This is a genomic window from Streptomyces calvus (assembly GCF_006782915.1).
GTDB classification, from domain to species: domain Bacteria; phylum Actinomycetota; class Actinomycetes; order Streptomycetales; family Streptomycetaceae; genus Streptomyces; species Streptomyces calvus.
This window is the reverse complement of record NZ_VCNP01000064.1, coordinates 26,162-39,271: the sequence shown is the minus strand read 5'-3', so window position 1 is coordinate 39,271 and position 13,110 is coordinate 26,162. Positions and strand designations below refer to the sequence as shown.

General features: G+C 66.3%; 3 protein-coding genes and 1 pseudogene. 2 read left to right on the top strand and 2 right to left on the bottom strand.

What is annotated here, in order from left to right; genetic code table 11:
* Window positions 1-8: 8 nt before the first annotated feature.
* Window positions 9-7,121, bottom strand: coding sequence for a polymorphic toxin-type HINT domain-containing protein (locus FGW31_RS34445; RefSeq protein WP_411757122.1), 7,113 nt, complete (start codon window positions 7,119-7,121; stop codon window positions 9-11).
* A 541-nt stretch (window positions 7,122-7,662) separates the two neighbouring features.
* Here FGW31_RS34445 and FGW31_RS34440 point away from each other — a divergent pair.
* Together FGW31_RS34440 and FGW31_RS35210 are read left to right on the top strand one after the other, a co-directional pair.
* On the top strand, window positions 7,663-11,127 hold the full coding sequence (locus FGW31_RS34440; protein ID WP_142197540.1) for a DNRLRE domain-containing protein: 3,465 nt from the start codon (window positions 7,663-7,665) through the stop codon (window positions 11,125-11,127).
* Between the two features lie 77 nt (window positions 11,128-11,204).
* Window positions 11,205-11,351: pseudogene (locus FGW31_RS35210) on the top strand (Scr1 family TA system antitoxin-like transcriptional regulator); the annotation flags it as partial.
* 727 nt (window positions 11,352-12,078) lie between these two features.
* Here the strand turns inward: FGW31_RS35210 and FGW31_RS35850 are convergent.
* Window positions 12,079-13,008, bottom strand: coding sequence for a peptidoglycan-binding domain-containing protein (locus FGW31_RS35850; protein WP_233452628.1), 930 nt, complete (start codon window positions 13,006-13,008; stop codon window positions 12,079-12,081).
* Window positions 13,009-13,110: the final 102 nt, after the last annotated feature.

Sequence of the window (13,110 nt, the reverse complement as noted above, 5' to 3'; positions counted from 1 at the left end):
CTCTCAGGTTAGGGGTTGCAGATCGGACACTCTGTACTGCGACGGACTACCGAAGTTTCAAACCCGTACGTCTTCGCTAGCCATTCGTCCTTCCTTCGCTGGCCCCTTGTGTAGTTCGATTTATTCACCTTCACCTCGTAAAGGTGAAGACTGCCGTTTGGCTGCCTGACCGCGATATCCACTTGACGAACGCCATAGGGAGTCCAGAGTTCGAGCCCGTTCCCGTAGCTCTCGCTGTATATATCGGACTTCTTGTAGAACTTCTCAAACGTCGCCGTCATTTCATCAACACCGGCGGCACCCCTGGCTTTGTCGTGCTTACGGACGCCACAGTTGCTGTTGTGAACGAGTACCGGCGTCTGCCCCGCCAGCACATAGTACGTGTGCAGGTCTTCGACTGTGAGGTTGTACGTCCGGGCGTGCTTGGTGTATGCCCGGTTGCTGATGATACGGACGGTGGTGCCGTCGGGAGTTCTGAGCGTCTGGCCGGCGGCGAGGTTGCGGGCCTCGACCCAGGCGCCGATCTCGGGAACCCAGAAGGGGTGTTCGTGTGTAGCGGTGAGCTTCTCAGGTCCGCCGGGTGTTTCGATGGTCAGTTCGTTGAAGTGCTTGTCGTCTTCGGTGACGATCAGGCGGGTGACCTTCCGGAGGCGGGTCTCCCCTGTTTCCGGGTCTGTGGCAACAACCTCGTCGCCGACCTCGATCTTCTCGATTTCCTTGGTCTTGCCGTCGGCCATGAGGACTTGGGTGCCGGCAAGGAAGCACTTACATCCTGATGCGTACTTCCTGAGCCATTCTTCGACTGCACCTTTACCCTTTTTCGCAACCGAATCGGGTACCAGCTTCAAAGCCTTCACGAAGGGGATATCCGATGCGACGCCAAGGTAGTCCCAGCCGTCTGCCTCTCCAGAAATCACCTTTTTCCATGACTCAACATCAGGGACGACGAGGGAGGCCACGAATTTGAGTGATTTCTTCTGGGCTGCCAGGTCATACGGCTTGATGACGGTCTTTGTGCCCAGCTGCGGATGGTGACTGCCGAATCGGTTGACGCTGTGAAGGTCACCCTCCACGTCATAGGTGTAAGTGGCGCCTTCGTAACGGTAAGACCAACCTCCGTTACCGTTAGGGACCATCCAGTCCCGGTAGGTGTGATTGCCGTCCTGGCAGCCTCTGTAGCAATCGGTGACCGGCTTCAGGCCGTCGGGATCGCTGGTGCTGATGGGGCTGTTCCTGGCGTAGGAGTAGCCGTTCATCTGCAACGGGTCTGTGATGTCCAGCAGGGGATCCGCGCTGATGAATCGGCCGTTGACCTGGTCGTACTCGCGTGCGCCGATGTGCGTCAGTCCGGTGGCGGTGTCGTCGATGCCGACGCCCAGGTAGCTGCGCTTGTCCGGCCAGGCGGTCGGCTTGGGGCCGCGGGCTTCGCCGAAGGGCTTGAAGGCCCGCCTGGTCACCGGCTGGTTGGCGGCCATCTGGATGGTGGTGTTGGCGGTACCCAGATGGTCGGCGAGTTGGATGTTGAGGGTGTGGCCGGTGCTGGTGCCGTTTGAGGTGCGGACGACTGTGGGGGCGCCGGGGTGGGCGTAGTTGCGGGTCGCCTTGGTGATCTTTCCGGTGGCGTCAGTGGTGAGTTCGCCGCCGGGAAGGTAAAGGGTGGAGCCTTCGCTGGAGTTTTCCAGCAGGCGTTGGCCGCCGGTGTCGTAGGTGTAGTTGACGGTGGTGGCGCCGGTGGTCACGGTGGCCGGCTTGTTCTCGGCGGTCCAGGTGAGGCTTTGGGTGTCGTCGGGGAGGTCGCGCTTGGTGGTGTTGCCGGCCGGGTCGTAGGTGTAGGCGCTGCCGGAGCCGGTGGGGGTGGTGGAGACCCAGGCCAGGGTGTGGGGCTGGGGGGTGACTGGTTCGGTGGCGCCGTTTCCGGCGGTGGTGCCGTAGCCGGAGTGATAGGTGATGTTCTTGGTGGGGTCGGTGACGTTGTGCTCGGTGAGGGTGGAGCGGTTGCCGATCCAGTCGTAGGTGAATGCCTGGCGGTAGGCGGTGGCGGAAGTCGCCACCGTGCCGGCGGCCGGGGCGGCTGCGGCGAGCGTGTTGGTCAGCGAGGCGTCCGGGCTGGAGGTGTCGGTGGCCTCGTTCGGGGCGTCCGCGACGGGGCCGGACGAGGTGGCGTAGTCGGTGCGGTAGCCGAAGGTGGCACCGTTGGCGGTTTTGCAGCCGTTGCCTGTGCTGGTGGGGGTGATGGTGGAGGTCCAGGCGTGGACGAGTTCACCAAGGGCGTCGTAGGTGTAGCACTGGGTGTCCCAGGTGGAGCCTGAGGCTTCGCTCAGCTTGCGGGAATTCGAGGTGATGGTGCCGGAGGCGTCGTAGGAGTAGTAGCTGTCGGTGATGCGGTGAGGTGAGGCGGTCTCGCGGTCGGCGACGGTGCGCTGGAGGCGTTTGGTGCGCGGGTCGATGAAGTTCGTGGTCCACACGCGGTAGGGCTGGGAGCCGGAGATGGTGCGGAGGACTTCGCCGAACGGGGAGTAGGTGACGTCGGCGGTGTACCAGCTGGAGCCGGACGTGGACTCGGGCAGGCCGTCCTCGCTGTAGCGGGTGACCACCTTCTCGGAGGAGATGCCGCCCTTTGACGGGTAGGTCACCGAGAGGGGCTTGCCGGTCGGCGTGTAGCCGTAGGTGTAGCTGTAGGTGCCGGAAAGCCCGGTGGTCTTGGTGTTGGCGGGGATGGTGATGTCCTGCCCGGTGGGCTGGTAGTCGGTGGTGTAGCCGGTGATCTTGGTGACGTAGTCGCCGTCCGCGGTGTGGCGGGTCGAGGCGACCGGCAGGCCGAGGGCGCCGACGGCGTCGAAGGTGAAGGATTTGATCGGGCTGGCCGTGGCTGAACCCTCGCGGACAGCCGTCACTCGTCCGAGCACGTCGTAGGTCGTGTGCAGGGTCTTGCCGTTGGCGTCGACGGTGGTGAGGGGGCGATCGGCGCCGTCGTACGCGGTGGTCTTGGTGGTGCCGGTGTCCGGGTCGGTGGCTTCGACTATGCGGCTGCGTACGTCGTACTTGTAGGTCCACTTGTTGCCGGCCGGGTCGGTGACTTCCGAGCGGTTGCCGCGGACGTCGTAGGCGTAGCGGGTCGATCGGGTGGTGGACTGGCCGGCGTCGGTGTACTGCTCGATCTCGGTGACCCGGCCGAGGGCGTCGGTGGTGGTCCATGTTGCCGGAGTGGTGTTGCCCGGGGGGTTCACGTGCACCGTGTTTGGCCCGTACGACGTGAAGGTCTCGTGCTGGAAGTCACCGTCGTGGTAGGTCGCTTGGCGGACGGTGCGGCCCATGCCGTCGTACTGGGTCTTTACGTAGCTGGGGATGAGTGTCGTGGACTTGGGTGCGAACAGCGCTGTGGTCGGCTGGCCTGCGGCGAGGTAGCCGCTGGTGACGATGCTGGGCCGGCCGTGGTCGTCGTAGGAGGTGTCGGTGATGATGCGGCCGGGGCCGTGGGCCTCGTTCTGGGTCTGGACCGGGCGGAGCAGGCCGTCGTAGATGGTGACCGAGGAGGTGTAGCTGCCGTCGTCCTTGATCGTCTTGGTGGTGACGGCAGCAGGGCTGGTCCTGGAGGGGGTGGCGGTGGCCTGTTGGTAGCTGATCTGGACGTCGGGGGTCTGGGTGCCGCTGGAGCGGATCGGGGACCAGCCCTTGACCAGGCGGCCGAGGTCGTCGTACTCGTACCGGGTCACGCGGCCGTTGGGGTCGGTGACGGTGAGGGGGAGGGAGCGGCCGGGGTCGAACGTGGTCGTGGTGGCGTGCCCGAGGGCGTTGACGGTTTTGAGGCCGGTGAGCGGGCCTCCGGTGTCGGCGGGCGTGTAGACGTTCTCGGTGGTGCCCTGATCCGGCCTGGTGACCTTGCGGATACGGCCGAGCGGATCATACGTGGTGGTGGTGATGACGCTGTGTGCGTTGCCCGCGCCGTTGGATTCGGCGACGGTGGTGGGCAGGCCCTTGAGCGGTGTGGCGGCGTAGGCGAGGGTGTCGTAGCTGGTGCGGACCGATTTCAGCAGGTGCGTGGCGTAGTTCGCGCCGTCGTACCGGGAGCAGGGCACGGCGATCGTCCGGCTCTGGGAGATCAGGCCGATCAGGTGCGCGTCGGTGTTGTGGACGTAGGTGTTGCGGGTGCACTCCTGCTCGGAGAGTGTTTCGCCGCCGGTGCCGTCGGGCTTGACGACGAAGCTCTCGACCTCGGTGGCCAGGCCGTAGGTGTCGTCGACGGTGGTGAGGGTGCGCTTGGACTGCCATCCGTCGTCGAGGGACTGGATGTCGTCGGTGCGCTTGATGCCGACGCGGTGGGCGAGGAGCGGTTCCATGGCCGAGCCGTCCTCCGCCTCCCGGGAGCGGGAGGCGGTCTGCTTGGACCAGGGGAAGTTCAGGGTGCGCTGGAGGAGTTGCTTGTTGGAGTCCTTGTAGGTGAGGACCTCGGCGGCCAGGCCCGCGTACTGGCGGGCGTCGTCGCTGACCAGGGTGTGGGTGCCGGTGGTGTCCTTGACCTCGCCGCCGGTGCCGAGGAAGTAGCGCGTCTCGGAGTACGACTGCGACTGCGGGTCGTCGTTGCCGGTCTTGCTGGACGTGGTCTTGCTGCCCTGGGTCACGGAGACCTGGCGGTATCCCTGCCAGTCGCTGTATGTACGCAGGGCGGGGCGCTGGAACTCGTCGTCGGACTTGGCCCAGGCCGGGCCGGTGTACTTGTACTTGGTGACGATCGGCACGCCGTGGTTGGTGACCTTGTCGGTCTCCACGACGGAGGCGACGACGTACTTGTTGAACCACTGCTTGGGTGGGGTCCGCTCGTCGCCGTCCGGGGACCAGCGGACCGGGTAGCAGGTTCCGTTCGCCTTCTCCTTGTCCTCGGACGGCGGGGTGGCGCATCCGCCGGTGTACTCGACCTCGATGTCGGCGCCGGCCTCGGTGGCGACGGTTCCGATGCGGGGGCGGGTGAAGGCGGGGCGCTGGTCCTTGGGGCCGGTGCGGACGAGGTTGGGGAGCTGGCGGTCACGCAGGCGGGACTGGAGCGGAGAGGAGGAGCCGACCCGGTACTCGGCGAAGCTCACGCCGTCTTTGGACTGGATGGTGCCGGTGGTGTCGCCAGGGCCGTATCCGGTGCGGGTGATCGAGTTGAGCCAGAGTCCCGGAGAGGTGTCGTACCAGTCGTCGGGAAACGACTGGTGGAGGGCGTAGACGTCGACCTTGCCCAGGCCGGTCACGCCGGGGCGGGCACCGAGGGTGGTGATGGTGTCCAGGCGCATCTGTGTCCAGAAGGACGGGAAGCCGGGGCAGAGCTTGGACGTTGATTTGCAGTTGAGGTTTCCGGGGGTGTCCCACCAGGGGCGGTAGGCGCCGGGGTCGTCGGTCTTGGCGAAGTTCGCCGCGTCGCAGGCGGTGGCGGACTTCAGGCAGCGCTGCTTGACGCCGAAGCTGACCTGCGCGGAAGGATTGGACAGGTCGTCCGAGCGCATTCCGTAGTCGATGGTGGTGGGGTAGGCGAAGCGCTCGTAGGCTTCCGGGGTCTTGCGCTTGTCCCGGACGGCGTAGTAGTTCGTCTCCTGCTTCCAGTTGACAACCATCACGTTGCCGTGGACATCGGTGACCTTGTCCAGGCCCCAGCGCCAGGCCTGCTGCTTGCCCGCGCCGCAGCGGGAGTCGGCGAAGGCGGTTGCATGGCAGGGCTCACCGGGATGGTTGCCGAAGACGGGAACCGTGGAGACCGAGCTGGTGTTGGCGTGGCCGCCGCCGACCTCGTGACGGCCGAAGGTGTAGACGGTTCCGTCGGTGGTGGTCACCTCCCAGTACTCGCCGTCGTTGTCGCCGTTCGTCGCACCGGTCTTGAGCGTGACCTGGGTACCGTCGTCGGACGCGAGGCGGTAGGTGTCGGTGGTGCCGACGCGGACCAGCTCGGTGGTCCGGCCGGCGAGGGACATCACCGCATTGTGCGAGACCCAGCACAGGTCGGAGGTCTTGTTGGTCTTGGCGGTGTTGTTGGGGGCGCCGGCGTCAAGGGTCTTCCGGTCGTCCTTGCAGCTGCGGTAGCGGCGCTCGATGTGGCCGGGGTCGTAGTCCCAGCCCTCTCCGATCCAGGAGGCCTGAGGGGAGGAGACGGCGGTGCGGCCGTCCACGGACTGCGAGTTGTAGGTGAGCGCGATCGTCGGAGTGGGGCCGGCCGGGGGCGCCGGAACGGTCAGCGGGTAGGACCAGACGAAGGCGCCGGAGCTGCCGGCGTGCGACCAGGATCCGGTCGAGGCAAGGGGGGTCGCCTTGAACGAGCCGCCGGGGCCGGCTCCGGAATCGACCGCGCCGATCACGGTGGAGTCGCCGCTGCCTTCCGCGTCCAGCAGGCGGGAGCCCGCCGACTGGGTGGTGGGGCCTTCGGACGCCGTGGTGACGGGGTCGTCGGCGGCCGGGTCGATGGTCGCGGAGACTGTGTTGGCGTCCGGGTCGTTGACCGTCTCCAGCTCCGTGTATGCCTGGCACTCCTCGACGTCGGGGGTGATCAGGTAGCACGCCGGGAACTGGACCAGACGCAGGCGGGAGCCCCAGTCGGCGCCGTAGAGGTTCTCGAAGGTGCCGTAGTCCAGCGAGAGCGAGACCGGCACCGCGCCCGTGTCCGGCGGGTCGACGCGGATGACCGCACCGTCCACGCCCTGTGTGGTGACTTCGGTGCGGGCGTCCACGGTCACGCCCCACGCACCGGTGGGGGCGGGCTGCCCCTCGGCCGGGGCGAGCGTAACCGGCACTTCACCCAGCGACTGGGACTCGACGGCGGCAGACGAGCTCCGTGCGGCACTGGACGGAAACGTGACCGTTGTGGTGGACGCGGGAAGCGGAGTGTCGGTGCCGGGCGGCGCCGCCTCCATCTCCTGCGGAACATCGGTCTTCAGGCTCTCGACGTCCTGGTTGACCGGGGCGCCGTCGGCAGGGACGACTTTGGCGAGCGACTCGAGAGTCAGGGCCTCGCGCCCCGGTTCATCGGCCGGCGGAACCGGCGGCACAGCCATCGCCGCCGTGGGCAGCAGACCGACGAGCACCGCGGCACCAGCTGCGGCGACAACCGCTCTGCGCACCCGCAGGCTTCGGGAAATGCGAGTTCGACCGAACACGGAGGGTCCCCCCGGACACCACTTGGAGCGGGGCCGGAAACAGACCTCGCGCAGGACGAAACAGATCGGGCGAATTCTGTGAGAGCGATGTGAAGAAACGCTAGAGGTTCAGACCACTAGTGATCATTGTCACGCCTCGTAACGAGAAAATCACTCACAGAGGACGCCGATCAGGCGGCACCCCTCCGAGGAGGAATACATTCCGACGTGAGTCCAATTTCGCCCCATAATATCTGATGGACAATCAAATGCCGTAAATCATGGGGCACTTCGTGCCGATATGAGACCTCTCTCGGTGCGGTGGACACTCGCCAGCCTCAGCGGGGCAGCCTCCGGGAGAAACGGAGACCACCCGGCCCAAGTCCCAGGCATGACAATTCACAGGGTGACGACAGGCGGCTCATAAGTCATCATCAGCTCGCCCTGCCATGCCCGCGCCCCCGTACGGAACGGTCCGCTTCGCCATGGCCGGCCACATCGTTCCGGAGGAGCCCGCACACGTCGATCCGTGTGCCGGGCATGGGGAAAGGGACCTCTCACGATGCCAACCATTCAGCCCCGCAGGCCCGGACGCCGCACCCTGGCGTTCGCCCTCGCCACGGCGGTCGCAGCGACCGGCATCGCTTATGCCGGGTACACGAGCTCCGACGGACAACAGCAGACCGAACCCCAGCGGGCAAAGGCGGTCACCGAAAGCGCCGCCTTCGTCCAGGCCGCCCGCACAGGCAAGCAGGTCGAGGTCACCGCGGACCGCACCGAGCGCTCCACCACCTGGGCCCGTCCCGACGGCCAGCTCGCCAAAAGGTTCCACGCCTCACCGATCCGGGTCCACAAGGACGGCGAATGGCGCGCGATCAACACGGACCTGCGGCGCAGCAAAGCCGGCTGGGAGACCACGGCCACCAGCGCCCGCATAGTGTTCACCGCAGGCTCGGGCAAGCAGAACCCGGAGCGGGCCTCCCGCGCCGGGGGCCAGCGTGTGTCACTGGTAAAAAACGCTCCCGCCGCAGCCGAAGCGAGCAACCTAGTCACGCTTTATGTGGGCGATGCCGGTGAGTACGCCATCCAGCTCACCTGGCCGGGACCGGTCCCCGCCCCCATCATCGACGGCTCACGCGCCCTGTACCCGGAGATCTTCCCCGGCGCCGACCTGGTCCTCACGGCGGACAACGACGGCTTCGCCCAGCTCCTCGTCCTGAAGAACCGGGCGGCCGCGGCCAACCCGCTGGTACGGCAGCTCTCGTACGGCATCACCTCCGAAGACCTGACCTTCCGCCTCGACCCGCTGTCCGGCGTCCTCACCGCCGAGACCTTCTACGGCAACGAAGTGGCCAGCTCCGGCACCCCGCTGATGTGGGACTCCACCGGCCAGCCCGCCATCACCGACGGACAGGTCGGAGCCACTGCCCAGCCGACCGGCTCGGAGAGCCCCGAACCCAGCAACTCGGCGTCCTGGACACCGGAAGCGGTGCCGCCCGAGGAGGCGACGAACGACGCCGAGTCGGACGAGCAGACCGACCGGGAATCCGAGGCCGCGAGCCTGCCCACCCCCACCGACGACCCTGAGGTCACCCCCTCGGAGACCGCCACACTCACCGCTCCCGCCGAACCCACCCCAGACCCGTCGCAGAGCGGATCAGCGGCAACCCTCTCGCTTCCGCTGCTTGACGGGCCATCACCGGACTCCCTGGGCAATACCGTGGAGTCCGACCTCTCGGGCGACAACTGGGTCATCACCCCGGACCTGGACTTCCTCAACGCTCCGGAAACGACCTACCCGGTCTTCATCGACCCGTCCGTCACCAAGCACATGGACAACTGGACGACCGCCTACAGCCGGCACCCCAACGCCACCTTCTACAACGGCAAGGGCTTCAACAAGGGCGGCACCCACGAGGCCCGGGTCGGCTTCGAGTCTGACACCTGGGGCACTTCGCGTTCCTTCTTCAACATGGACTTCGACAAGAACCTCAAGGGCGCGAAGATCAGCAGCGCCAAGCTGCGCCTCCTGGAGACGTACTCCTGGTCCTGCAGCGCCCGCTCGATGAGCGTCCACGTCACCGGAGCGGTCAGCAAGAAGACCAACTGGAAGAACGCCCCGAAACTCACCGACGGCAACAAGCTGCAGACCCGCAGCTTCGCGCACGGCTACAAGTCCGGTTGTCGCGACGCCTACGAGACCTTCGACGTGAAGAAGGCCGCACAGAACTACGCCGACCTCGGCCGCTCCAAAATCACCTTCGGTCTGCGTGCCCGGGACGAGAAATCCCAGTACTCCTGGAAAAAGTTCCAGGCCAACGGCGACAACGGCCCGGCACTCGAACTCGTCTACAACCGCCGTCCTTCGTCCCCCACCAACCTCGACCTGTCCCCCGACGCCAAGTGCACCACCACCGAGCCGTACGTCCGGATGGGCGCGGGCAGCGTCACCTTCACCGCGCGAGGGAAAGACAAGGACAACAACCTCGACTACCTGGACTTCGACCTCTGGCCCACCGGCAAGTGGGGCACCACCGGCGACATACTCGGCTCCACAGGCAAGGTTTCCACCGGCAGTGACGGCGGCGACGCCCTGCGCTCCACACCCGCCTTCTCCACCAGCAAACTGACCAACGGCACCCTCTACTCCTGGCGGGTCCGCGGCATCGACGACAAGGGCGCCACATCCGGATACTCGCCGGCCAAGACGCCCTGCCGGTTCATCCTGGACACCACCGCCCCCAAACGCCCCAAAGTCACCTCCACCGACTTCCCCAACGCCGACGGCTCGGAGAACGGCTTCGGGAACGACGCCGAGGACGCCAACTGGTCGAAGCTAAAGTTCGGTACAGCAGGGTCCTTCACCGTCTACGCTGGCTCCACCGACACCGTCCGCTTCGAGTACTCCTTCAACGGTTCCAACTACAACTTCTCCAAGAGCCGCACCGCCGGGACGGCCGTCACCACACCGACGACCATCACCGATGCCAAGCCCCCGACAGCCGGCCCCAACGTCCTGTACATCCGTGCTGTCGACTCGGCGGGCAACCCCTCAGACCCGGCCCTCTACTTCTTCTACGTCAGCCCGCGCGACGAAGCCGACAGCGCCGGCGACTTCACGGGCGACGACCTCGCCGACCTCATGGCCGTGACTGCCGGGGGCAATCTCGCTCTCTACCCGTCCCAGGCCACACCCGACCTCACCCGCGCCAGCGGTGACCTCGACTACTCCATGTCTGGCGCCTACCGCGCCAATCCGGCCAAGGACCCAGGCTCCGAGGACGGTCTGCCACCGTTCGTCGCCGCGCCCGCCGGTCACTTCAAGGACTCCCTGATCACCCACAACGGTGACATCTATGGAGGTGACGGCCTCCAGGACCTGGTCGTCCGCGTCGGAGGCAAGCTCTGGGTCTACCCCGGTGACGGCTACGGCGCGGTCAACATCGACCGACGGGTGGAGATCCTCCTGCCGTCCAACGCGCCCAGCCCCGCCTCCCTCACTCAGATCGTCTCGGCGGGCGACGCCACCGGAGACGGCCGCACGGACTTCTTCGCCACCCGTGGCGAGGAGATCTGGGCCTTCATCGGCTACCACGGCGCGACCATCGACAAGGCGATCCGACTGTCCTCCACACCCTGGGCTGACCGCGACATCGTCACCGCGGCCGACATCAGTGGCGACGGGGTCACGGACCTGGTCTACCGCAGCGACGCCTCCGGCCGGCTCCTCTTCCGCAAGGGCATCAAGGCCGCCGAAGGCGGAACCGACCTCACCTCCCTGGCCTCCGCCGCCAACTCCGCCGACGGCACCGACGCCGTCTACGGCTCCTCCGGCTGGTCCAGCACCAGCATCCCGCTGCTGATCGGAACCCCCGACGCCAACGGCGACGCCATTCCTGACATCTGGACCGTACGCTCCGACGGATCCGTACGCTTCTATGCAGGCGGCAAGACCGTCCTGTCCGGCTCCGGCACAGAGATCATCGGACAGAACAGTTACTGGAAAACCCGCATCGCCATCGGATGACCTGCTGGCTCCGAGTGCCCGGACCCGCTTCCTTAGGAAGGCGGGTCCGGGCGCGCTGAGCGAGGGAGAGATCGAGGCCCCGGGTGCGACTGAAGGTCGACCGGCAGGCGCTGCTGACGCGGACGACCGATCCGCTGTCGATGAGGCTCGTACTGAGCGAAACTGCGCTGTGCCGGCAGACCGGCGGGCATGACGTGATGGCGGCCGGACAGATGGCACCGTGAGGCCGTCGCGGCCCTGCTGAGGCCAGAGATGGCACAGGCTCGAACACGGCCGCCGACCACATCAGTGCCGCCCGCCTCGCCACATGGCGAGGGCATCTGACCGGAGCCAGCGGTGCCGACTGCGCTCCTCGAGCCTCATAGCCACTGGTTGCCCCGCGCCGCCGACCGGCGAGCCGCGCGCCCGCGCCGACAGGGCCGGTCGGTCGGGCAAGCCGCCGCAGTCTCCTGCCGCCGGCGCTTGCGATCCCACTTCCATGCCCGGCACGAGAGAAGACCGCATTTCCCCTGCCCTTACGGCTTTCCGGGGCTTCGGTGCCTCGTCACAACCCTCTTCTCTCCTCCTCTCACTGACCAAGCCCTGGAAATAGGTGAGGGTGGGGTGTCAGGGGTGGAAAGATCGGATGGCTTCGCTGCGCGGGGTGAACGCGGCGCATCTGGTCCTCGCCGACGTCGACCTGTCGGAGTGCCTGTTCATCGGGACGGTGCACCTGGCCTAGGTGCAGATGGAGGGCGACTTTTCGTCGACACGGTGTCAAGGCCCTACTGGCGTGGAAAGGCGACCCTGGCCTGCAAAGCATTCGGCTCACTCTCTTTGGTCGAGCTGTCATCTGGAGGCTGGGGTGGGTTGTGACATCAAGGCCGGGGCTTGTGATGGGGGGAGACCCGTACCTGGTACTTGGATCTCCCCCCACTGCGTGGTCAGCCAGTCATGCCTGTGCATCTACTTCTACCCCTGTGGCCAGACCAAGGTCCGGATGCCCTTCTGGGCGTAGGTGCCCCAGATGTGCTCCACGAACCCTGAGATAACGCTGCCCTTCGCGCCGTAGCTCGGCTTGCCCCAGGCGTGGACGTTCAAGACCAGTTCGTTTCCGGTGATGGCGAGACTGAACTTGATGTACCGGCCCTCACCTTCAGGATGCCCGGGAAGTGACTTCAACTGGAAGTAGTCCTTGCCGATGGCGACGACCTTCACCGGTGCGTTGCCAGGCTGGAGACGGCAGATCTGACCGACGGTGAGAACTTGGCCGCATCCGCCGAAGGGGAAGCGGTCGGAGAATTGGCTGATGGCCTGTGCGAACACCGCGTCCTTCAAGGTCTCCGCGCTGGGGACTGGGTTGACGGTGACGACGCGGAAGGCGCACTTGTAGGCATAGTTCGTGTCTGTGTCAGCTGCTTCCCAACATGAGTTGGGGGCGTCGGGTGAGGGTGCCGGCTGCTCAGCAGGCGGTGCCGCGGTCAGTGCCCCCCAAGTCTTCGGCCCGACGATGCCGTCGGCTACCAGTTGCTCGTCCGTCTGGAAGGCCCTGACGGCCTTCTCGGTGTGGGGGCCGAACAGTCCGTCCACGGCCGTGCTGTGGCCGTGCCGGGTAAGGAGGCGTTGCAGCTCCCGTACGGCCGTCCCGCTGCTGCCACTGCTGAGAGTCGGCCGGGCCGTGGGATCGGGGTTGGCGCGTTCCGCCGGTTCCCGTGATTGCGCGTCGGGTGCGTCGGTACGGCTCGGTATGGCTTCGCGTGCAGCGTTGCCTCGGCCATCGGGTACGGAGGAATCGGTTCGTTCGGCTGCTTCGCTGTTGGTGGATTGGGTGGTCAGCGAGATGCCTGCGGTGCTGGGGGAGCCGGTGGCAAGGCTCAAGCCGGCAGTCAGGGCGAAGACCACTGCCGTACCGATACGGAGGGACAAGGGAGTACGCAGAGCGGTTCACTCCTCAAGGTAAGCCGGAGATTGCGGCGCCGTTGTCGCTGAATCAACGATCTTCCT

Excerpts from the sequence above, each read along its gene's own strand:
- FGW31_RS34440 (WP_142197540.1), top strand. The coding sequence starts at position 7,663 with ATGCCAACCATTCAGCCCCGCAGGCCCGGACGCCGCACCCTGGCGTTC.